This is a genomic window from Chryseomicrobium sp. FSL W7-1435 (assembly GCF_038595005.1).
Taxonomy (GTDB): domain Bacteria; phylum Bacillota; class Bacilli; order Bacillales_A; family Planococcaceae; genus Chryseomicrobium.
The window spans coordinates 98,249-120,032 of the sequence record NZ_CP151997.1; the positions used below are offsets into that span (position 1 = coordinate 98,249).

Genomic DNA, 21,784 nt, shown 5'->3' on the forward strand with positions numbered 1-21,784 from the left:
CTAAAAAATCGGTATCTTCTCTAGTACTTGCTCAAGAGAAGATACCGATTTATTTTTTTATTACCAATCCAGCGCTTCTTTATCTTCTATGATAGCTTCTAAATCAGGGTCCCATCCATTTAGCAAAGGATTCCAAACACGTACATAGGTCGTGTTTTCTTGGGTATCCAGTAAGCGATATTCATAACATGTCACCCACTGCCTCTCGCCATCATCAAAATCTACTAGCTGATCAACAGTCTCTACAAAATCGCCTATATGTTCTTTGCGTTCCGCTAACGATAGACGCACGCCTTCAAGGAGGAGTTCTTCTGTCGCTTCAATAGAATCATGTTGAATCAAATGGCGAAATGTTTGAACTGGCTGTTCTTTTAAGTCAGCTTCCCATTCTGTAGGCATAAAATTCTCATGAAATTCGCTATAGTATATCTGCTCAAAGGCCTCTGGCTGTTCTTCTTCAAAAACACCAGCCTGCAGTTGACGCTTGCCCTGTGGCGTAAGTTTATACACTTCTTTTTCCTGTAGCAGCAACCCATTGGCCAGCATTTTTTGAAGCATATCTTCTACAAATAGTTCTTCCACATAAAGAAGTTCAGCAATAGCTAACGCTCGTCGGATGGGCACCTCTTCTATTACATGGAGAATCATGCGCATGAGGATGTCCAACCGGAAACGTCTGACTGGAGCGTAGGACACTTCATAGGTATAGATGGGGAGGTCCCAGACGGTTTCTTCTAGGACTTTGACTCCAGTATTTCTCAAAAGCTGATTTCTAAGTTTAGTTTGAAACTCCGACACTGCCTACTACCTCCTCCATCATCCGTTTACCACCTAGACGGTCAACTGTTTGTGCAACATGTGTATACATCTGCTGGGTACTCGCTCGTTTGACGCGTTCGGTAAACATTGTCTGACTGCCAATTAAGACGAGGAGTTCTTTTGCACGCGATAAAGCGACATTCAGTCGACGATAATCATTAGCAAACCCGATATCTCCCCTAGTCTCTTCATGATTTCGTACCATATTGAGTAAAATCACTTCCATCTCCATACCTTGGAAACGGTCAACTGTCCCCGTGCGCATTTGGAGATGAGGTAACCGCAGTTCTTGCTGAATCAATCGATTAAGTTGCTTAACTTGTTCCCCATAAAAACTAATCACGCCAACAGATTTCTGATAATCTTTCGGAAACACACCCTTGTCTTTCGCTCTGGCAACAGCATCATTCATGTCAATAAGAGTTTGCTTAGTGATAGCCAGCTCGGTTGGATTCCAAAGACTTCTCCCACCTTTTACTCGCTGTTCAAAGGAAGCCGCGCCATGTGGCAGATCTATCCATAGCACATGATTTTTCGCGCTCAGCCAAGAAAGTTCTAATCCGTGTGCACGCATCGCATCGGAGTCAACTAAACCACACTCAAGTGCATCTTGTTCATCTTGATAAAACGGCGCAATAGTTTGCATAATATCCTCATGCATCCGGTATTGAATCGCAAGCATGGTTTTATGTGTTGTAGGTAAGTTTCGGTATAAACGTTCAAACAAAGATTCTTTTAGTAACTTCTCAATTTCTTGTTTACCTGTAAACTCAGATTGAGTGACTACCATTTTTTCAAGCACTTCTTCCAGCGTGTCATCACCTAACAATGGTGGTAGCTGATGATGGTCTCCCACTAAAATCACTTTTTTCCCTTTTAACATCGGCAGTAAGAGTTCTGGTGGCGTTGCTTTAGAAACTTCATCAATAATAACTACATCGAACGAAGGATAATTCTCTACAAAGTCTTTGCGAGCAGACGCAACACAAGTGGTGCCAATCACATTCGCATATTTGACATTTAACTTTCGTATTTCGTCTACGTCTTCAGCTGTGGCATTCTCTAAAAGGTTCTGCCATTGTGATTGTAGTTTTTGATGAAGCGGGGCTTCTTCATTTTCTTTCTCCAGTTTTCCAAGTTCGAACTGCAGAGACAACCATCGTTTTTGAGCAGCTTCGTAGTGTTGTTCGGGCTGTTCATCTACTAAAGGATTCAGTAGAGATGCCTCTTGCTCTATTCGTTTCACTTGCTCTGTGTAGTGCGCTGACTCTTTCAAAAACGTTTGAAGGGCTATATCCGCTAACTGAAGTTGTTCTTTAGCCTCTTTAAAATGCTTTTCAGCAATTGCAAAATTCTCTACAAATTGTTGCATTTCCATTTGCAATTTCTGCAGCCTACCGACTTCTCGCTCTGCTGTGAATGCAGTGGTTTCATCAAGTTTTTCCAGCTGTTCTAGCTTGTCATCTCCGTTAGCATGCTCCCACTCTTGGTCCAATTGAGTAAAGGTGAGTTGTAAGGAGACCGCCCGTTCTTCAAGTGCTGCCGATTCTTTTCTAAGCTGTTCGTTTTGTGTACGATCAACCGCCAACAATTCCTCTCGAATCAAGGTCAGTTCACTTTCACCACGCCCTACTAGCTCCTCGTAATAACCAGTAATCGCTGCCAAATAGCGCATGCGGCTATAAAGTCCCTGCACGTAGTCCCCCAACTCTTTTGAAGAAGGCAACTGACGGATTTTGATCCACTGGCGACCTTGCTCTAAATAGCTGATAAGCTCTTCTTTTCGATACACTGGTTCTGCTACTGGACGAATGGGGCGTCGTTTCTCGTCGAGCTTTTCTATAAAGAATTGCAAAGCTTTTTCATAAAGTACTGTCATTTCTTTAGCAGGGTGATAGGTTTTAATCAGGGCTCGAATCCCTTCGATTCCTTTCACCTTAAACAATATTCGAGAAGTAGCAAAGTAAGGTTCCTCTTGTAAAAGATTGTGAATGGCTGCTACAGATTGCAGGTCACGGATAGCTGCTGTCTTGGTCGCACTAGCTTGAAGAGAGCCTGACATAAGATCCTTTTGTTCCATGACTTCACTAAGTTGTCGCTGTACTTTAAGACGAGAATCGTATAGTTTCTTTAACTCGGTCAAGTGTTCAAGTTGTTCAAGGAATAGACGTTTCTCAGCCAACTGTTGAAGTAAGTCTTCTTCAGTCGGAAACACTTCTTGCTTTTGCTGTAGTTCAACTACTTGGTGTTCCAATTGATGGACGAGCTGTTGTTTCTCTTGAACATCTTGTTTGAAACGGCCATGATCAAATGCAACTTGCTCAATTTTCCCACGTATTTCCTCAAGTTCTTTTAGTAGCAGTTGTTGCTGTTCAACTGCACGTTTCTTCTCCTGAACCTTCTCTTGCCATTCAGTAACAGCTAGTTCCGCCTCTTGAAATTGTGGTCGGATACTATGAAGTTCTTCTGACAGTTTCTGCAACCTGCGTTCACGGTCTTGAACACTCGAAGTAACCGTGGAGAGCGTCACTTCTCGCCAGTAATCCCCTATATTTTCTTCAATAAATCGTTTACCTTCTTCTTCTATACTTTCCGTACGACCTACTCGCAAGATTCGAATATCCTTGTTTGCAAGTAAACGACTAAGAGCGTTATCAACCGCTAAATTTGACTGGGAGGCAACCAGTGTTCGTAAACCCGCCTTCGCATTTTGTAGGCAAATCTCTGAGATGACTGTAGTTTTACCAGTTCCAGGTGGCCCTTGAATAACATACAGGTCTTCTGCCGCAAAAGCACCTTCTACAGCGCGTCGTTGGAACTCATTAAGAGGATGTGAGTATGTCAACTTAGGAATAGGTCGAAGCGGTGCTACAGGTGGAGATTCTTCAAATAGGATTTGTTCCAGAAGAGGATTTTCAGCATGTCCTTTTTCTAGCTGATGAAAGCCAGAGCGAAGTCGTCGAATTTGACTGAGTGAAGCAAAATTTGTCAGTACGGCCTCGTTGCCAAATCGGTCCATTGGTGTTTTTCGAATCACATCTTCCATATAGGAGACGACATCTACTTCAATGGTTTTTTGACGTGGATTTGCCTTAGCAACCTTCCCAATCTCTCGACCGATGCTCACTAGCTTAACATCCATGTCCTTAAGTTGTTTCCATTGATCAGTCTTTAACTCTACTTGATAGAGAGTAAGCTTTCGAAAATCCTTTTGAATCGAAATATCTGTGAACGAGAGTCGAATATCGGCAACATCCATCTGTTGCTCTTGAATGGCCAAATAACCTTCCCATCCCACGATACGTTTTTTCACATAATCCGTTCGCTCATTTGCAAGTGGCAGTTCATGTAACCATTCTCGAAATGGAGCCGCGATAGGATTTCTAACTCTTGGATCTGGCGAAAAGGAAAGATTCACGGAACGTCGCCAATTGGTTGGCTGGCTGGTTTTTTTAGGAACCATCATAAAATGAACCGCGGTCATCACATTGTCTTCCAGCAGCAGCGTCAAAACAGGCACCTTACGATCCTGTTGAGGATTTGAAAAATCCGTAAAATAAAGCAGAATCTTAGTTGCGGTCTGCTCCGGTTCCTTATTTTTTTCAATCTGAACAGTAAAGGTTGGTTGTTCAGTCAAAAAACCAGCCTCTCCCCATCCAAATCGTTTAAATGCATCTTGGACAGACTTTGTTAGACGTACTGGACAAGTAAATGTGCGTAATGTTGTCATCATATCCCTCATTTGTATCTGTTCCTTTAATAGTACAATGAATGGTTTTGAGATGAAACCGTCAGAAGTCCTTTCTTTTTGCACCTCATTTCCCGGGAAATTCTTTGGTGTTCAAGAAAGGGAATGGTATACTTTTCATTATCGACTTTGCGACTAGGAGAGGATGAGATTGATGGCTAAAGTAGGGCTAGGACGTGCTCAGTTTCAAAATTTTGATGAAGCTGCAGATACTATTTTGAACATGATGGCAAAACTTCTTCAAATTAACACGCTGTTTATAGCAAAAAACGATAAGGTCTCTAATGAAATCTATAAAGTCATGAATCAAGAAGAGACTTTACTTGAAGTAGGTACCGTTCTCCCATTTGAACAGACGTTTTGTAAAGTAAGTGTGGCTCATGGTCACCATGTGCTCTACATCCCCGACATCACCACTCATGAAAGCACGAAGAATCTGCAAGTCACTCATAATTTAAAATCAGGTAGTTTCGTTGGCATACCAATTTTTACTGGAAACGGCGATAATTATGGTACGATTTGCGGTTTAGATACAAACCCTTTTGTATTAAGTGATGAGCATTTGAATCTCTTTGAAACTATGAGTGATTTATTGTCTTATGTATTAGAATTGGATGATGCACAGCGACAAATCCAAAATTTATCAGTCCCTATCGTTCCGTTAACACAAGGAATCGCAATTTTGCCAGTTATCGGCAATATAACACGTAGACGTGTTGAGCAATTAGTGGAAGTCGCACTCATAAGAAGCCAAGAATTGAATCTTGATTATCTGTTCGTTGATTTATCTGGCATTACGGACATGGATCATTCCGCTGCAGATTCACTCATGAAAATAACCAACCTCTTAAACTTATTAGGAGTGAAACCTGTCTTAACGGGATTACGTCCTGAAACTGTTTTGAAAACTAACCAGTTAGGGATTGAATTGAAAAATGTCATGATTGAAGCAAATTTAGAGCGAGCCCTTTCCAAAATTGGTTTTAGCCTTCAAAAGAACTCATAAAAAAACACTCCAGTGTAAAATTTACTGGAGTGTTTTATTTCATTAGTTTAAATCTTCTGCTGCTTGCTCTTGAAGTTGTTGGAATGCTTGAGAAACACGCTCAAACTCTGCATCCTCTTCGATTTCATATAATTCTTCTTCTCCCTCTATACGTAAGAAAAAGACATCAATATCTTCTTTAGATTCATCTTGAACATCTTCAGAAAATGCAACAGCTGCATAGTCTGTCTCATCGACATTGACGAGGCCGAGAACTTCAATTTCTACTTCTTGTCCATTCTCGTCATCCATTGAAAAAACATCGCCTACTTGTACAGTACTCATTTCGTTTCCTCCTCGTAATCTGCCTTACTCTCTCAGCATAGCATACTTCCCCTACCTAAGAATATACTCTACTTTTCCCTGAAGTCGATGCTTCAAACGACTTAAAACGATCTGTTAAAAGTTACTTGATTGCCAACGTAAGCTAGCGTTTCACGCAATACAAAGGGAAATTGCTCTGCCCACGTTTTATAGACACTAGAAGGAGTTGGTGCTGCTTCCACATCCAGGCCGAAAACATCTGCCATCATAAGCGCGCGCTTCATATGAAAAGGATCACTCACAAGCAAAAAATTTTGGAGATTCAATTCATCAGCCAGTTCCTTTGTGAACAGCATATTTTCACGGGTCACGAGTGAACTGCCTTCTAGTAATATAGCCTCTTCTGGGATACCCAGAGTTAATGCATAAGCTTTTGACGCCTCTGCTTCACTAATCAAACCGCCTGGCGTAAGTCCACCTGTAAAGACAATTCGCTCTACAAGTTCTTGCTCGTATAACCAAACTGCATGGTCAATCCGTTCACGAAGTGCATAAGATGGGTCTTCGCCATCTAATCGTGTTCCAAGAACAAGCGCGGCGTCCGCTTTTTTATACTCTGATTCAGCTGTAAACGTCCAAATACTATGCATTGAAGCCACTATGTATAAAAGTAAACTAAGTACTGCTAGCTTATAAATTACGTGCATCCGTTTCTCAAATCCCCAATTCTAACTACTTTTACTTATTAGTATAGAAGGTTTTGAATGGTTGTATAGGGACATCCGACCCATATGATGTGTCTATATCTTGAAACAATACTCGAAATATTCGTTCAGTTTTTTTGAAATAGCACTTTCATTTGGGAATGCACCGTCTCTTCGAAAACATTGCCAAATATTTTGTCATCTATCACCATCTCTTTCATACACTAATCTGGTGAGCCGAATTAGAAAAGCCGCCCAATTGGACGACTTCACTTTAGTATAGTTCTGCTAGGACTTCTTCCAACGTTTCATTTCCATGGACATCATATATTGTCATACCATCTGGCCCTGGAAGTTCAGGGTCTGCCCCGTTCATCAGTAATAACTCTGTAATTTCCAAGTTCTGAGAACTAACTGCCGTAACAAGAGCTGATGAGTAATCATCCATGAAATTCGGGTCTGCGCCTTGTTCTAATAAATATGAAACGGCCTCTGGAGAGCCACCATATATGGCGTACATCAGTGCATTGGATCCATCAGCATCTGTTGCTGACAAATCTTCTCCCTCATTTAGTGCTTGGGACAATCCCTCTATATCACCATAGTAAGCAGCCGTCATAAGTGAGGTTTCTCCCTCAACCCCCATTGTTCCGTAAGTTTCATCCACATTAAAGCCTTCTGAGAAATCAGGGGAAAAGGCAGAAGAGAATAGACCTCCGAACAAAATTGCTCCACTTGCTAGTAGCGCAATGGAACCTACGTAAATAACGCCAATTATCGCTGTAAAGATTGCCATTCCCCCAACAATTTTACCTGTGTTCGGAAAATAAGGACGTTCGCCTGTTTGGGCAAACTGGGAAATGGCTTGAATACGCTTTGGAATACGCGGATGAGTAGAGAGCACTTCCGCAAGCCATACAAACGCATTTGACTCTGTTTCAATTTGTTGCACGTATGCATCTTCGTTTACTTCCTTATACATCCCTTTTCCCATACCTAAAAGAGTTAATGCGCGTTTGGCAGCTGTGGGATTTTGGATCATATAGGCCGCATGACGATCACATGTATACTCACAAGACCGACTATACGCCTGTGCAAGGAATGGGATAAACCCAGCCGGTAATATTAATAGGTTCTTCCATACATGCCGACGTTTCACATGAGCTAATTCATGAGCAATAATGAAGTCCAACTCATCTTGACCTTGCTCTCGGGCAAGTTCAAATACCTCTGAGTAAAGCACTACCATATCACGCCCTAAAAATCTTGTGGCAAATGCATTCAGTGCCCCCTCAGATTGAACGACAAAAATGTCAGGTGTTTTTGACAACCCCATGTCTCTAGCCAGTTGCTGCGTACGAGCATATACGTCGGGAAATTGGTTCTGATGAATCCGGACACCATTTCCTCGAATAGATCCTAGCATCATTAGCTGTATGTAGATTAAAATAGCAAAAATAATGAGAGCGATAGGTATACCGATTAGAGATACTATTACCGCGATGTAAATGAGCACACTAAAAATAATGCTAATGACAAAATAAACAGTTTCACGACTTGATTGAATTTGACTGGACTGCATGTTTTTTCCTCCTTTTTTACTTTTTTAGAATAGCATGGTGTCCAGGAAAAATCACCCCTATTTTCGACATATTCTAACAATTAATTTTTTCAAAATTCACCATTATCAATTAATCAATATTTTTTGATGAAATAGTTGACATGCACCTTAAGGGGTCGTATGATGAGTATATCAAGGAAATTTGATTGAATATTAGAAGGTGAATTCGATGCAAGAATCGACATACTGCACGCTCTCTTCTGATACACTTGCTACTTTTGAGAAAAAGTTTAAAGCAATTAGTGATCAGAAACGTCTGCAAATTTTAAACATCTTATCGAATAAAGGTGCCATGTGTGTAGGGGACCTTGCTCCGCTTGTGGACATGACACAATCTAAGTTATCTTATCATCTAAAAATTCTTTTAGACGCTGATCTTCTAATGCGAGAAACAAGCGGTACATGGAGTTTTTATGAATTGAATCAGCACGAGCTGAATCAACTTCTCTCAGATGAGTTATGCTGCCTATTCAAACCGGAAAACTAATTTTCGGTTGTGCTTTTAATCAAATTGTCTTGTTTAATTAATAATTCAAACAATTTAGGAGGAATTTCAAATGATGAATGTATATACAATGCAACAATCTGTGAAAGATCACCAAGACTCCGTCCAATTTTTAGCACAGCAACGTTTGAGTAACCAAACAGCAGCTCACTCTAAAACACGTTCATGGACTAGCTGGTTTTCAATCAAATCTAATCGTTCGGCTTAATTTTTTTACAGCTTTTATCAAATTGTCTTGTTTAATTAAAAATTCACACAATAATGGAGGAATAACAATGATGAATTATTATACAATTGGAGAATCAATGAAAGAACAACAAAATGAGGTGGCTTTCCACATAAATCAACGTTTGGAAAACACAACTTCTTCATCTACAACGAAAGTTACTGGATTTTCAAAATGGAACATTTTCAAATCCACTCAAAAATCAATCGCATAATCTATGCGAATTAGTCGTTCAGATGAAATGTCTTCCCCGTCTCAGAAAACATCTTTAGTCAGATATCTCTGGAATACTATTAAGAATAAATTTAAAAAGTAAAAAATCCCTTTCACCCAGGTAGGTGAAGGGATTTTTTTTGAGGCTGTACAGGATCTGGTCGTTCCCTCGGTGTCATGTTGATAATAAAGTAACTACCTATTAAGATAAAAATAACTAAGGCATTCAATAAGGTATGCACTGGGTTATCATGCTCTACTATGATGACACGGGTCATAGCTGTAATCCCGATGTATAAGAAATAGCGCAATGGAAAATGGTAATCTTCTTTAAAATACTTCACAATCATTGCGATGAATTCAAAGTACAGAAAGAATAAGAGGATGTCTGCTAGAAACAATTTATAGCTGTAAGACTCCATTGTCCATAATAGCTGAATAAATTCTACCAAAGAACGCATCAACAAAAATGACAAGGTGATGGCTAGACCAATCAATGCAATGTTTAAAAACACTTGCAAAACTTTAGGTACCATCACAGCAAGTGGTGTAGCTTCTGGGAAAGGTCGTCTCATCTCAATTCCTCCTCTACTCAACTATACACGGCTTCTATAAAGAAATTTTGAACTACATGTAAACTTTCCTAACATTTCATTGATTAGTCTAGTTATACGCTGTCCCAACCCTTTCGTCAATCATTATTTATGGTAAGCGTTTCCAATTTGATAGGGTTTTGCAATACATGTTCTGCTGCTACTGGTATACTCCAATAATGTATGAAAAGGAGGGAATTCGCATGATTACATTTGGCTTTGCAGATTTTATTTCTCTCGTTATTTCAGCTTTCATTATTTTGCCTATTGTCGTTTTTATACGAGAATCTGGCTATGTGATTGCTGGTATGCTATTCGGTATTAAAAACCCCCGAATTACTATCGGTACGGGGCCACGACTTGTTCGAGTCGGGATGATTGATATTCGCAAATATTACCACCTGTATAGTTGGTTCTCTTATGATGATTTGACACATAAAAGCAAGTGGATTTATGTTTGCATCTACTCAGCTCCAATACTTACAAATATAGTCGTAGGTATCACTCTAAACTTGCTAATCGTGAATGATGTGCTGGAAGGGATGTCCTCTTTTTGGGACCGTTTTATATTTTATATCTTCTATTATGTTCTGTTTGATGTCGTGCCTATGCGCACTTTAAATGGGAAACCAAATAACGGGATGATCATTTATGAAATGATCCGCTATGGAAAACGGACGGATTTTTGTCCCGAACCTTTTTTACCCTCCACCACGGATACGGAGGAAGAGATAAAAAATCAGGACAAGCCTGCTAAAAACAAAAAAAACTAACAGACAAATACTGCCTCCTGCCGTATACTTTTCACAACAGGGAATGGAAAGTATCCAAAAAAATGGAGGTGGCTCTGCTGGAAAAGCCTATCATTCGTCAAAACACAGATATTGAGTTACTTGCGCAGATGCTAGACCATGTAACCGACCTCGTATTTCTGATGAAAGTTCAAAAAGATGAGTTTGTATATCAATTTATTAATAAAAAAGCTCGGCAAATTCTAGGATTAAACGATTATACACTTGGCAAAACTATTCTCGTTGCGCACGCTGAAGAAAAGTCAGTTCCTTTACACCAAGCTTATTCACGTGTTGTGCAGTCACATCAACCCATCACCTTTCGTCAAAGAGTCCAAACGCCTACTGGGCTCTTCACTGGTGAAAGTAAACTGACACCACTGTTTAACGAAGATGGCCTAGTCACCTTTATATTAGGTGTAGTTCAAGATGTTTCAACCTTGCAACAGAGTGAAGATGATTTAGCCATGTCTCGTCAAATTGAACAGTTAAATCAAATTCGTATGCAGTCTTTCATTAATTATAATGGGCGCGCGGTCTATGAATTAAATTCAGAGGGGCAATTCATTCAGTTGAATGCGATGGCACTTGAAATTACTGGCTATTCACGAGAAGAACTATTAAATTACGGTTTTGCCTCCATCATTCATCCGGATTTCATAGACTTAACATACAGTAAGTTCTTGCGAGGATTTAACGGGGTGTATGAAGACTATTATACGAAGATCTTACATAAAGATGGGCATTCTGTTGATATCCATATCACCAATATCCCAATCGTTATAGATGGAGTGGTGGAGTCCCTAGTCGGCATCGGCATGGATGTCACGGATGATATCCAATTAAAAGAAGAAGCAGAATTGAATAGACAACGCTATAAATCCTTATTTGATTTACATCCAGCCGGTATTATTGCCTACGATTTGCAAGGAAAGCTCGTCGACGGCAATTTTGCGGCATCTTCCATTACAGGCTACCAGTTTCAAGATGCTTCTGAACGGGAATTCCAAAGTTTTATACTCCCGGCTTATTCCGAAAGTACAAATCAAGCATTTATCGATTCTGTAGAACAACAACGAGCCATCCATCATGAGACAGCTATTTATCATAAAGAAGGACATGTGATTTATCTATCTGTTGTAAACATTCCTATTAGTGTTAATGGACAAATTGTTGGTGCCTACGGTGTGTTTAAAGACATCTCGCGTGAGAAAGAATTAGATTTAGTACTAACCGAAAAAAATCGGGATCTTGAGACTCTTTGGAATACCGCTATCAATCCTATTTTTCAGTTGAAGTTAGATGGTACGGTGTCTCGTGTCAATCCCGCATTCTGCCAATTGTTCGAGTATGAAGAACAAGAAATCATCCACACCTTGCGCAAAATCGTTCCTGAACATCTTACGCAAGAGATGGAAATTTTGCAGCAGCGACTGGATCATTTTGAGTCAATTGAATCTTACGAGACTCAGCGGATTACAAAGTCAGGAAAAGTGTTAGACATTTTAGCCTCTTATACCCCTGTCTATGATGAGGATGGATCACCTACAGGAGTTCACGTCGTCTATAACAACATTACCAATCTAAAAAATACACAACGCGAATTAGATCAGAGCCGTGAAAAGTATAAAGTCATCACAGAACATGCCTTTGATATTATTAAAGTTTTCAATCGCAACGGACGAGCGGATTACATATCTCCTTCGGCCTTTCCATTATTAGGATATGAACCAAGTGAATGCATAGGACAACGATTTACTCAATTTGTCCATCCAGAAGATCGGGCAGTTGTACAAGAACACCTCCAGCTTTTGCTTTCTACAAACAAGCATTCGACAATGGAAATTCGTATGAAGCATAAGCAAGGCCATTATATATGGATGGAAGTCGTAACCAGTCCCGTGATTGAACGTGGCCGCGTCATGAACATCATTACCATCTCTCGAGATATCTCGGAACGCTATCAAATGCAAAAAGCCCTTCAACAAATGGCTTATTATGATCATTTATCAGGCTTACCAAATCGACGAGCTTTTGATGATAAGCTTCAAGAATTAGTCGACCAACCCCTAACTGAAAGCGGGATTGCCCTTCTCATTATTGATGGAAATCAGTTTAAGAGAATTAACGATACTTACGGACACGATGCCGGAGACGCTGTCATTGCTGAAATGGCACAACGGTTAACGGAAAGCGTTCACGTGCAGAACATGGTTGCTCGTCTAGGTGGAGATGAAATAGGAATTCTATTAGAGGGAATACGCTCTCGTAAACAAGTAGAAGTTGTAGTTCACCGTATTTTACATGCTTTTACTCATAAGTTTATGTATAAACAAAATGAGATTGATATACAAGTCGCTATTGGTATTTCTATGTATCCAACAGATGCACAGGATAAAAAAGCACTCTTTATTGCTGCTGATAATGCGCTTTACAAATCGAAAAAAACGCATATAACTAGTTTTACATTCTATGAAGATTTATAAGACGTGCAAAAAGCGATGACGCCGGTCATCGCTTTTTTTGTTACTCAAATAATGTAGGTAATTGATTGAACAATGTATAGCCACCCACTGTTCCACCTACCAATGTCACAATAGCTAGCACGTCGATTTGGGTTGGAGCAAATGTACGCAGCACCGCTTCTCCAACCGGAGGATTTGATTGAAATACTACGTATAGGACTAAACCAATCATCACAAATCCAAGAACTTGTGTGAATTTATCCATTAACAGCCCTGCTTCTTTCACCAAGAAGATCGCTATGGCAATAGCAGCACTTATGAGCGCCCCGGTAATAGGTGATAGGCCTGACAATACATTTAAGCCCAGGCCTGCCCCACCAATATTCCCGATATTAAAAGCAATTCCTCCTAATACAATCAGTCCGGCTAGTAAATAGCCCAGTCCTGGATACACTGCATTTGCCACGTCTTGCGCTCGCTTTTCTGCCACAATCAAGATACGCCAAATATTCGTTTGGGCACCAATATCAAGTAAAATCGATATTAAAATAACAAATCCAAAACTTGCAGCAAGCTGTTGTGTAAATACGGTGGTTTGTGTTAGAAATCCTGGTCCTATGGCCGAAGTAGCCATTAAGAACGCTGCACCTAATAATACACTTCTGGTTTTCTTTTGTTCTTGTTGTGCCAATGAGACTCCTTGATCTTTCATGTTCCTCATCTCCTAAACGTGCCGAATAGTAATTCCCAATCGAGTAAATAAAGAATGAATAGCTCGGGCAAATTCTACAGCATATGGACCATCTCCATGAAGACAAATGGTATCTGCTTTAATTGGGACTGATTCTCCAAGTCGCGTTTCGACGACTCCATCGAAAACCATGCGCTCTACATGTATAAGTGCTTCTTTCAAATCCTCAATAACAGCATCTGCGTGCGTTCGAGGAGTTAATGAACCGTCTGATTCATAACGTCGATCCGCAAATACTTCTTGGGAAAGAGACATACCGTGTTTTTCAGCCGCTTCTACCCATGCACTTCCTGCAAGACCGACTACAGTAAGCTTGTCATCACAAGACTTAATTGCTTGGACAATAGCATCTGCCAGTAGCGGTTGACGTGCTGCCATATTGTAAAGTGCACCGTGCGCTTTAACATGACGGACAGTCGTCCCACAGCTTTTAGCGACGGCTTGTAATGCACCCACTTGATAGACCGTGTAATCAAATGCCTCCTGGGGCGAAATAGTCATTTCTCTTCTTCCAAACCCTTGCAAGTCTGGTAGGCCAGGATGAGCTCCAATACTGACGTTATGCTTAGCAGCTAACTGCACCGTTTTGCGCATGACATGTGCATCTCCTGCATGAAAGCCACATGCGATGTTTGCTGAAGAGATATACGGCAAAATCGCTGTATCATCTCCCAACCTGTAAGTACCAAATGATTCTCCCATGTCACAATTTAAATCGATAGAGCGCATTGACCATTTCCTCCTTTGCTCCCAACTGGAGAGAAATTTCTCTCCCTACACTTTGTAATGCTCTTGCTAATTTTTCTAAATGCGTTTGTTCATTGAAGCGAACTTGTGGTCCAACAAAGCTTAAGCCAGCAACCACAGCTCCGTTATGATCAATTACTGGCACTGCGATAGCAGACGAATGGGACTCTAGCTCTGAATGACTAAGTGCCCACCCACGTTCTCTCGTCTCACGTACTTTATCAAACAACTCGCTTTTTGAAAGCGGCGTTTGATCCGCATAGGCCACGTATTGAAATTCATCTGCTAATTGCTGTTGCTCATCTTCAGTTAAATAACTGAAGATTACCCGCGGGCAGGCACCTGCATAAAGAGGTGCACGTCTTCCAATTTGTGTGAAAACGCGAATTCTCTCTTTTGTATCTGCTTTTTCAACATAAACAGCTTCAAGACCGTCTCGCACAATCAAATTAACCGCTTCGCCGTATGTGTCTCGTAAACTTTGCATGAACGGAAAAGCCAATTCTCGTATATCTAGTCGTTCTGCAACTAGAGAACCAAACTTCAAAAAAATCAAGCCTAGCCGGTATTTATGCTCTTCACTCTTTTCTAAAAAGCCCATTTCCACCAACGTCTCTGCCATTCGATGAGCAGATGTTTTTGGTAAGCCTGTATGCTCCATAATGTCAGCTAGGGAAGCTGTCTCTTTATCGTAGAATACATGAAGGATCTCCATAGATTTAACGACTGTTTTATTTAGCATTTTGCCTCCTCCTTGTATCAATGCTTACTTTCACCTCTTGCGTCCATTGCTCTACTGCTGCTGAGATATCTCGTGCCTTTTCCAACCCCACCCATTCGAACTCTATACTGTCACCCGGCTTTTTTTGTGCAAGAATGCAAAGATCTGCTCGGATAACTTGGCCTATTCGTGGATAGCCACCTGTGGTCTGTCTGTCTGCCATCAAGACAATTGGCTGCCCGTTAGAAGGCATTTGGATTGTGCCAAATGCAACAGGTTCAGAAATCATTTCTCTTGTGTCCCTAGCGTAAAGAGGGGCTCCTTGAAGCCGATAACCCATCCTGTCCGATTGTGGAGTGACTGAATACGTTGTTGAAACAAACTCCTCTAATTGGTGCTCTGAGTAAAAAGAGCTCTCAGGTCCTTTCAACAACCGTATGCGTGATTTATTCCACCAGCGATCAGTCGTCACATGCCAGTCACTTGAGACTAACTTCTCTGTTTTTTGCTCAGTATAAGGAATTCTGTCTCCTTTTTTAAGCATTCGTCCGTTGAAGCCGCCTATAGCCGCTCGTATAAATGTACTTTTACTATTCATGAGAAGTGGGACATCAATGCCACCCTCAAGCGCTAAATAAGCTCGACATCCTGAAATCATCTTAGAAAAATGTAGTTCACTGCCTGGCTCAACTTCTAAAGGACGTCCACATTTAACGGGTTCACCATTGAGTAATAGTAAGGTATCCCCTCCTGTGACAGCAATCCTCGTGTGTTTATGAAAGATGAATTTAGCGCCTGCAAAGGTAAGTTCTAATACTGCCTCTTCGATCGCATTACCTACAAGTAGGTTGGCGAGTTGAAAAGACTGTACATCCATAGCTCCTGTCACACTAACCCCGTAGCGTTGATAGCCAATACGCCCTCCATCTTGAATTGTTGTAAGTGGTCCTGGCTGAATGACTTCAAGCATGCGCTTCCTCCCTTTCTATGGCCACAAAGCGAATAAAGTCACCGGCCTGTAATAAACTCGGCGGGTCCTCGTGAGGTAAAAATAATTGCGTTGCTGTTCTTCCAATGATTTGCCAACCACCTGGCGTGGCAATTGAATAAACACCGGTTTGTGAACCAGCAATCCCTACAGAACCTGCCTCAATTCGTTCACGAGGCCGATCTTTTCGAGGTGCATGGATTTCTGCTGGCAATCCAGCTAAATAAGGAAACCCGGGTGCAAAGCCAATCATTTGTACTGGATAAACGACAGATGTATGCAGGGCAATAACTTCTTTTTCTGAAAGTCCAGCATGTCGGGCGACGATTTCTAAGTCTGGTCCTTCAGCTCCTCCATAGAGCACGGGGATTTCGACAATTCTTTGTTGTAATTCATCCACTTCTTTGCTGATTTCTGCGAGTCTCAACCACTCACCTGTCAATTTATCGATTGAATCCTTCGGTAATGTAGGCTGTAAATAAATTCCTAAAGTTGTTGTCGTGGAAACGGTTTCAACAATTGAATGTGAAAATTGATCAATTAGTAGCTTTTCAAGTGATCTAATGCGTGCACTTGTACTAGTTTCTTGTTCGTAACGTATGATCCACAGATTTTCTGAAAGCCAATATGATTTCATCGATTCACCATCCCATTATTCGGAACAATCATTCCATTTTCCGAGACTTTTATTTATCTTACAAGACAACGTCTTCCCTTGCAACATTTCGTTGAATTATTCTGAAAATAGCAAGAGCAAATTCTTTGGGGACACGTAAAAAACTCCTTATACTAAAAGTAGAGGAGGAATTACTATGTCACTTTCTGAATTAGGCTTCAAGGACCAGCCGTTTGACCATCTTTATTTACTGCCAATCGGCGCTGAACTACCTGTCGGCCTCTCATCTAAATCGCTACTTAACCAGTTAAATTCCACCTTTAAAAAACTAATGACTGTATTATCTACCGATGAACTTCAATTAATCGCAAAGTTGACGCAGCTCCCAATTGGTGTTTTCCCGATTGCTGTTGTCGCAGATCAAATTGCTTACCCTTATTTGATTCAACCAGACTATTTTTTGCAGAAAAGAACTAAGCAAGGACTTCACCTAACACCGAAAACCACTCATTTTGACGACAAAAATCTAGCTAAATTATCACCAAATCAGTTTGACTCCTATTGTGCTGAACAACTTAGTCGCTATGCATTTGCCGGAAAGCTTGTTTCACTCACAAAAAAACAGTGGAAAGAAAGAGCACAGGTAGCTTACACTCAACACCCTTTCATTCAATTGGCTTCCAACAAGCGCCTTATCATTGAAGCGGTAGAGCGGCTAAATCGTTCCATGCTTCTCGGTGTATTAAATCCTCCTGAAGATGTGGCATTTTGGCGCCATCGTGTGGAGATTGTATTACGTCCTTATAGGAGTCTTCCACCAGATGCAAGATATCACGCATGTAATCATGCAATCACCCTAACAATTTCTAAAAACTATCCAAGTTTTCAAGTGAACTGTGAAGCATGTGCGATGAACTATGACTATTTTCCGATGGAAGATCGAGTCGCTCTTCAACAAGAGGTACCATTTGAACAAGCCGTCAAACGCATAGCTACAATCGAACGACAATTCGATGCGCTTGCTGAAGGAACACCTAAAGTCATAACAGCGCTACAAAAGCTCCATACGATTCAACAGTGGTTCCCACATAACTCTTTAGATGAAAATCAGGGTCCAGTCCACCGACTAGTGGCCTCTATCTCTGCTGCAGAATTTCCAGACACGCCTGTCGAGCCATCTCTGCTCTCTCTGCAACATGTGAAGTTATCAACGATTGATAGTCTTCGGTTTGTTCAGCCCTATCTTGCCACTACACAAGAAGAATTACAGCAACTTCTTGAAAATGAGCGAGCTGAAGAGTTGAGTACCGACAATCAAGATGCTTCAAATGAGGTTGTTTACTTCTCTACTAAGGGATACACCCTCTATGAGAATGAAGTTGATGTTATCGAGGAATACCTCTCACGGGACGAAGGAATGACGTTTCATTTATTGATACAAGTTTTAAAAGGAGAGGCTACAAGTAAAGTACGCAGTTTAAATCTGCATTTGTCTCCTATCTTCGGGCTACTGCGGCCTTGGCCTAAAAAATTAATCCCTCAAGCGATTAAAAGCTTTTGGTAATCAGTACTAATGAAATTAAATTCAAAAAAAGCATTTTCTCTTAAAACACAGAGAAAATGCTTTTTTATTTGATTAGAACCTTTTATTTATTGTGCGTATGCATCAAGGAATTCTTTTACTTTATCCGCATCCGCTTCAAATGTTAAACCTGTATCGACTAAAGGCGATACTGTTGAAACAGCTGGCTTTTTGTTCCCTTGGTAATACGTGATGAAATCTTGTTGATTGATAGAATACAGAACCGCTTTACGAAGGTCTGCAGACTCTGATACTTCACGACCTGACATGTTGAACTGTAAGTAGCTCACACCGTTGCTGTCAGCTTGTTTCAGCGTCAAATTGTCGTCTGAATTCACAACATCATACTTTGTATCTGGAACTGTTTGAAGAACGTGAATTTCCCCGTTACGTAATGCAGACAATGCACTGTCGTTATCATCAATAAAACGAACATTCACTGCATTAATTAGTGGTGCATTTTCAGAACCAGCGCGATACGCAGGGTTTTTCACAAATTGTGCTTCATAATCATTTTTCTGTACTAAGATATAAGGTCCACTCGCAAATAACTGGTTGTCGTAAGAGCCGCCTTCTGTAATTGTTGACTGATCACCATAGGCGATGTCGCTATTTGGATCATAGCTTGCCACGTCAAATGTATTGATTGCTGAAACTTGTTGTTCAGAAACAATACCACCTGATTGGTGTGCTAAGTAGTTGAGAACTTGTGGGAATGGCTGAGTTGTTGTTACTTTTACAACTTGGTAGTTTCCAGTAGCGTTATCCACTTCGTCTTCAGAAGCAACAAGCGCCGTAATATCTGCTGGAAGTTCTTGAGACAATGCTTCTAGAACACTTTCACCGTCTGGAGTTGCAGCTCCTTCAAGCTCAGCAAGGTCCGTTACAATCTCAACAGTTTCCATGTTTTCGTGAAGGCTATATGTGCGGTGATCTGGTACTGACTCAGGATCTTTTGCACGGTTCAATGAAAATACAACATCTTCTGCTGAAACTAAGTCTCCTGTATCGACCGCTTGCCCATCTTCCACAGCTGCAAAGTTAATATCGTCACGTAGGATAAAGTAGTAATTTGAGTTATCCTCTGTCATTGCGTAGTTGTAAGATAGAGAGTCTTCTGAAACCACTTCATCCTCATCTGTAAGGTTCACAAGGCGTGAGTACATATTAGTGTTTAATGTATTGATAGATCCGTCATTTGCTTTGACCGGATCCAGAGAAGTTAATGAACCAATTGCTTGGTGCAATACCAATGTCTCAGATGCGTTTAACGATTCGTCGTTAAATGAAATCTCTTCCCATGCCTGTGCACGTGATTTTGACAAACGTACCGTATCTGGGTTCACTTCTGCTGAGTAAATCCCCTGTGCTTTATTTGAAATATAAAGTGGGGCAATATAGGCTTGATCAAATACTAGAAGCTCTTCCACTGCTTTGTACGCTTCTACTGCTTCTTCACCAGTAACCGCACTAGCTGCATCAATTAGTTCATCAAGTTGCTCATCAGCGATGACACTGGAGGCACCGTCAGACTTAAACAATCCACGAACTGAGTAATCAGGATTTCCAGTTACAGTCGTCCAAGACGAAACTGCCACATCATAGTTCCCCGCATCTTTTTGAGAAGAGAATGAACCGTAATCTGGCTGAATGTTTAAAGTAACTTCAAAACCATTTTTTAAAAGTTGGTCACGAACGATATTCATGTCTTGCTCATTCGATGCCATACCTAATACTTCAATCACCGGTTTCTCAGCAGTAGCCGTTTCTGACACGCCCCCTGATTCACTATCTGATTTCGTTTCGACACAGCCTGCTAATACTAAAGTCGCCGCAGCGGCAACCGCAAAAAATTTCTTCATAATGTCTGTTCCTCCTCTAGGTTAATTTGTTTTTGGATCAAGCGCATCGCGCAGGCCATCTCCAAAAAAGTTAAATGATAGTACAAGAAGCATGATACAAATACCAGGGAATATCGCAACGTATGAGTGGGTTTCTAAATACGTACTCCCCACTTTTAAGATATTTCCCCATTCTGGAATATGGGGTTCAATCCCAAGTCCCAAGAAGCTTAAACTACTGGTAGCAATGACGGCTCCCCCGATCGTCAGAGTAGCTTTTACAATCATTGGGGCCAATGAGTTCGGAACGATCTGTTTAAAAATAATCGAACCATCTGATGCACCGAGTGCTCGTGCAGCTTCTACAAACTCCAAATTGGAGAGTTGCATGACTGTCGCCCGCATCGTTCGTGCATAGGTTGGAATAGCGCCAACACTCAAGGCAATGATCAAGTTGACAGTATTTGCTCCAAAGGCTGCGATGATAGCGATAGCTAGTAATATTCCAGGGACGGCATATAAAATATCCAACAACCGCATGATGATAGAATCTGTTCTTCTCCCAAAGTAGCCGGAAATAGCACCCAACGTCCCTCCTATTAATGCAGGAATGACAGTGGAAGCAAAGCCGACTATCAATGAAATTTGTGCACCAAAGACAATTCGCGAAAACAAATCTCGACCAAAATCGTCCGTTCCGAGTGGATAAAGAAGCGATGGATTTTGCAAAATCGCACTATAGTTATTTTGTGTAGCAAAGTCATAATCGAAAAGCCATTCACTCATGACAGATAGGGAAAAGATAAAGGTGATAAAGAACATCCCGAAGATAGCCATTGTGTTTCGCGTAATCTTCACCCACATCGAATTCCATTTTTCAATGGACGACGGATTTTTTGAAATGATTTTCTTTAGTAACGAATACCCTAGTAGGAAAGCAAAGAAGTTACCTGTCAAAACAGTGGCTATAAGCAAAATGCTTGGAATGAGCATCCACTTAGGAGCTGATTCTGCTGATACAAATTTTGCTGTCAGTATGATGAGCACCAGATAAATTATGGCTGCCGCTAGCAATACACCCATCGCGAGCAGAAAAGTATCGACAACGTACGGCTTAAATAAATTAAGTGCAGAGATACCAATTACAAACAGCTGTGTGAGAAGTGCATAGACAGCAAATGTATATTCAGGTGTTTGGTTTCGACTCGCAAGAGAGAATGCAAATCCTGCAGCGAATATGTTTCCTACAAGCACTGTGAGTAAGAGTGGATAGGCTAGAAGACGGGTTCCTTTTACAACTTCTCCTTTGGTTACCACATCTTTTTTAATTTTGCGTGCAATGAATAGGACATAAATAGTAGTGACAGCATAAATAGCTAACAAACTAACTACTGGCATTCGAAGCTGAGCTTCTGAAAAGTCATAACTGTAAGCTAAAAACAAAAGTGTAAATAGTAATGTAAAGACCCAGGTGAAATTGGCATTGCGGTAATCTTGCGATAGTTTCAGACGCAGGGCGTCATTTGTGATTTGCTTCAATGTCG

The 21,784-nt window shown here is 40.9% G+C and carries 19 protein-coding genes and 1 pseudogene; 7 read left to right on the plus strand and 13 right to left on the minus strand.

Annotated elements, in window-relative coordinates; genetic code table 11:
• Window positions 1-60 precede the first annotated feature (60 nt).
• Window positions 61-798: a hypothetical protein gene (locus tag MKY84_RS00575; protein WP_342527022.1), complete on the minus strand. Its 738-nt coding sequence runs from the start codon at window positions 796-798 to the stop codon at window positions 61-63.
• Window positions 779-4,549: an AAA domain-containing protein gene (locus tag MKY84_RS00580; protein WP_342527024.1), complete on the minus strand. Its 3,771-nt coding sequence runs from the start codon at window positions 4,547-4,549 to the stop codon at window positions 779-781. Before MKY84_RS00580 ends, MKY84_RS00575 begins: the two co-directional genes overlap by 20 nt.
• A gap of 172 nt (window positions 4,550-4,721) precedes the next feature.
• Between MKY84_RS00580 and MKY84_RS00585 the strand changes: the two genes are divergently transcribed.
• Window positions 4,722-5,573 (plus strand): STAS domain-containing protein, encoded by an 852-nt coding sequence (locus tag MKY84_RS00585; RefSeq protein WP_342527026.1) that lies wholly within the window; start codon window positions 4,722-4,724, stop codon window positions 5,571-5,573.
• Between the two features lie 42 nt (window positions 5,574-5,615).
• Here the strand turns inward: MKY84_RS00585 and MKY84_RS00590 are convergent, their stop codons facing one another.
• The 3 genes from MKY84_RS00590 to MKY84_RS00600 all read right to left on the minus strand — a co-directional run bounded on the left by MKY84_RS00590 (window position 5,616) and on the right by MKY84_RS00600 (window position 8,162).
• Complete coding sequence (locus MKY84_RS00590; RefSeq protein ID WP_342527029.1) at window positions 5,616-5,897, minus strand: DUF1292 domain-containing protein; 282 nt, start codon at window positions 5,895-5,897, stop codon at window positions 5,616-5,618.
• A 101-nt stretch (window positions 5,898-5,998) separates the two neighbouring features.
• A complete protein-coding gene (locus MKY84_RS00595; RefSeq protein WP_342527030.1) occupies window positions 5,999-6,583 on the minus strand; it encodes a YdcF family protein in 585 nt (194 codons plus the stop codon).
• A gap of 271 nt (window positions 6,584-6,854) precedes the next feature.
• Entirely contained in the window at window positions 6,855-8,162 is a 1,308-nt protein-coding gene (locus tag MKY84_RS00600) for a M48 family metallopeptidase (RefSeq protein WP_342527032.1), read from the minus strand.
• A 208-nt stretch (window positions 8,163-8,370) separates the two neighbouring features.
• Between MKY84_RS00600 and MKY84_RS00605 the strand changes: the two genes are divergently transcribed.
• The 3 genes from MKY84_RS00605 (at window position 8,371) to MKY84_RS00615 (ending at window position 9,146) form a co-directional block, all read left to right on the plus strand.
• Complete coding sequence (locus MKY84_RS00605) at window positions 8,371-8,688, plus strand: metalloregulator ArsR/SmtB family transcription factor (RefSeq protein WP_342527034.1); 318 nt, start codon at window positions 8,371-8,373, stop codon at window positions 8,686-8,688.
• Window positions 8,689-8,758: 70 nt separating this feature from the next.
• Window positions 8,759-8,914, plus strand: a complete 156-nt coding sequence (locus tag MKY84_RS00610; RefSeq protein ID WP_342527036.1) for a hypothetical protein — start codon at window positions 8,759-8,761, stop codon at window positions 8,912-8,914.
• Window positions 8,915-8,981: 67 nt separating this feature from the next.
• Entirely contained in the window at window positions 8,982-9,146 is a 165-nt protein-coding gene (locus MKY84_RS00615) for a hypothetical protein (RefSeq protein WP_342527038.1), read from the plus strand.
• A 112-nt stretch (window positions 9,147-9,258) separates the two neighbouring features.
• On the opposite strand, the gene psiE is transcribed toward MKY84_RS00615, so the two are convergent.
• Window positions 9,259-9,720 (minus strand): phosphate-starvation-inducible protein PsiE, encoded by a 462-nt coding sequence (gene psiE / locus MKY84_RS00620; protein ID WP_342527039.1) that lies wholly within the window; start codon window positions 9,718-9,720, stop codon window positions 9,259-9,261.
• 221 nt (window positions 9,721-9,941) lie between these two features.
• Between psiE and MKY84_RS00625 the strand changes: the two genes are divergently transcribed.
• On the plus strand, window positions 9,942-10,511 hold the full coding sequence (locus MKY84_RS00625) for a hypothetical protein (RefSeq protein WP_342527041.1): 570 nt from the start codon (window positions 9,942-9,944) through the stop codon (window positions 10,509-10,511).
• Window positions 10,512-10,579: 68 nt separating this feature from the next.
• Entirely contained in the window at window positions 10,580-13,015 is a 2,436-nt protein-coding gene (locus MKY84_RS00630) for a PAS domain S-box protein (RefSeq protein WP_342527043.1), read from the plus strand.
• Between the two features lie 76 nt (window positions 13,016-13,091).
• Here MKY84_RS00630 and MKY84_RS00635 read toward each other — a convergent pair.
• The 5 genes and pseudogenes from MKY84_RS00635 to pxpB form a co-directional block, all read right to left on the minus strand.
• Window positions 13,092-13,706: pseudogene (locus tag MKY84_RS00635) on the minus strand (divalent metal cation transporter); the annotation flags it as partial.
• 12 nt (window positions 13,707-13,718) lie between these two features.
• Window positions 13,719-14,474, minus strand: coding sequence for a 5-oxoprolinase subunit PxpA (locus MKY84_RS00640; protein ID WP_342527045.1), 756 nt, complete (start codon window positions 14,472-14,474; stop codon window positions 13,719-13,721).
• Entirely contained in the window at window positions 14,449-15,234 is a 786-nt protein-coding gene (locus tag MKY84_RS00645; protein WP_342527047.1) for an IclR family transcriptional regulator, read from the minus strand. Before MKY84_RS00645 ends, MKY84_RS00640 begins: the two co-directional genes overlap by 26 nt.
• Entirely contained in the window at window positions 15,224-16,183 is a 960-nt protein-coding gene (locus MKY84_RS00650) for a biotin-dependent carboxyltransferase family protein (protein WP_342527048.1), read from the minus strand. Before MKY84_RS00650 ends, MKY84_RS00645 begins: the two co-directional genes overlap by 11 nt.
• Window positions 16,176-16,838 (minus strand): 5-oxoprolinase subunit PxpB, encoded by a 663-nt coding sequence (gene pxpB / locus MKY84_RS00655; RefSeq protein ID WP_342527050.1) that lies wholly within the window; start codon window positions 16,836-16,838, stop codon window positions 16,176-16,178. Before pxpB ends, MKY84_RS00650 begins: the two co-directional genes overlap by 8 nt.
• 175 nt (window positions 16,839-17,013) lie before the next feature.
• Here pxpB and MKY84_RS00660 point away from each other — a divergent pair, with 175 nt between their 5' ends.
• Entirely contained in the window at window positions 17,014-18,381 is a 1,368-nt protein-coding gene (locus MKY84_RS00660) for an RQC-minor-2 family DNA-binding protein (RefSeq protein ID WP_342527051.1), read from the plus strand.
• 86 nt (window positions 18,382-18,467) lie between these two features.
• Here MKY84_RS00660 and MKY84_RS00665 read toward each other — a convergent pair whose 3' ends face one another.
• Window positions 18,468-20,261 (minus strand): ABC transporter substrate-binding protein, encoded by a 1,794-nt coding sequence (locus MKY84_RS00665; protein ID WP_342527052.1) that lies wholly within the window; start codon window positions 20,259-20,261, stop codon window positions 18,468-18,470.
• Between the two features lie 21 nt (window positions 20,262-20,282).
• Window positions 20,283-21,779, minus strand: coding sequence for an ABC transporter permease (locus tag MKY84_RS00670; RefSeq protein ID WP_342527053.1), 1,497 nt, complete (start codon window positions 21,777-21,779; stop codon window positions 20,283-20,285).
• Window positions 21,780-21,784: the final 5 nt, after the last annotated feature.

Coding starts and splice junctions, on each gene's coding strand:
- MKY84_RS00580 (WP_342527024.1), bottom strand. CDS start 4,549: ATGACAACATTACGCACATTTACTTGTCCAGTACGTCTAACAAAGTCT.
- MKY84_RS00585 (WP_342527026.1), top strand. CDS start 4,722: ATGGCTAAAGTAGGGCTAGGACGTGCTCAGTTTCAAAATTTTGATGAA.
- MKY84_RS00590 (WP_342527029.1), bottom strand. CDS start 5,897: ATGAGTACTGTACAAGTAGGCGATGTTTTTTCAATGGATGACGAGAAT.
- MKY84_RS00595 (WP_342527030.1), bottom strand. CDS start 6,583: ATGCACGTAATTTATAAGCTAGCAGTACTTAGTTTACTTTTATACATA.
- MKY84_RS00600 (WP_342527032.1), bottom strand. CDS start 8,162: ATGCAGTCCAGTCAAATTCAATCAAGTCGTGAAACTGTTTATTTTGTC.
- MKY84_RS00605 (WP_342527034.1), top strand. CDS start 8,371: ATGCAAGAATCGACATACTGCACGCTCTCTTCTGATACACTTGCTACT.
- MKY84_RS00610 (WP_342527036.1), top strand. CDS start 8,759: ATGATGAATGTATATACAATGCAACAATCTGTGAAAGATCACCAAGAC.
- MKY84_RS00615 (WP_342527038.1), top strand. CDS start 8,982: ATGATGAATTATTATACAATTGGAGAATCAATGAAAGAACAACAAAAT.
- psiE (WP_342527039.1), bottom strand. CDS start 9,720: ATGAGACGACCTTTCCCAGAAGCTACACCACTTGCTGTGATGGTACCT.
- MKY84_RS00625 (WP_342527041.1), top strand. CDS start 9,942: ATGATTACATTTGGCTTTGCAGATTTTATTTCTCTCGTTATTTCAGCT.
- MKY84_RS00640 (WP_342527045.1), bottom strand. CDS start 14,474: ATGCGCTCTATCGATTTAAATTGTGACATGGGAGAATCATTTGGTACT.
- MKY84_RS00645 (WP_342527047.1), bottom strand. CDS start 15,234: ATGCTAAATAAAACAGTCGTTAAATCTATGGAGATCCTTCATGTATTC.
- MKY84_RS00650 (WP_342527048.1), bottom strand. CDS start 16,183: ATGCTTGAAGTCATTCAGCCAGGACCACTTACAACAATTCAAGATGGA.
- pxpB (WP_342527050.1), bottom strand. CDS start 16,838: ATGAAATCATATTGGCTTTCAGAAAATCTGTGGATCATACGTTACGAA.
- MKY84_RS00660 (WP_342527051.1), top strand. CDS start 17,014: ATGTCACTTTCTGAATTAGGCTTCAAGGACCAGCCGTTTGACCATCTT.
- MKY84_RS00665 (WP_342527052.1), bottom strand. CDS start 20,261: ATGAAGAAATTTTTTGCGGTTGCCGCTGCGGCGACTTTAGTATTAGCA.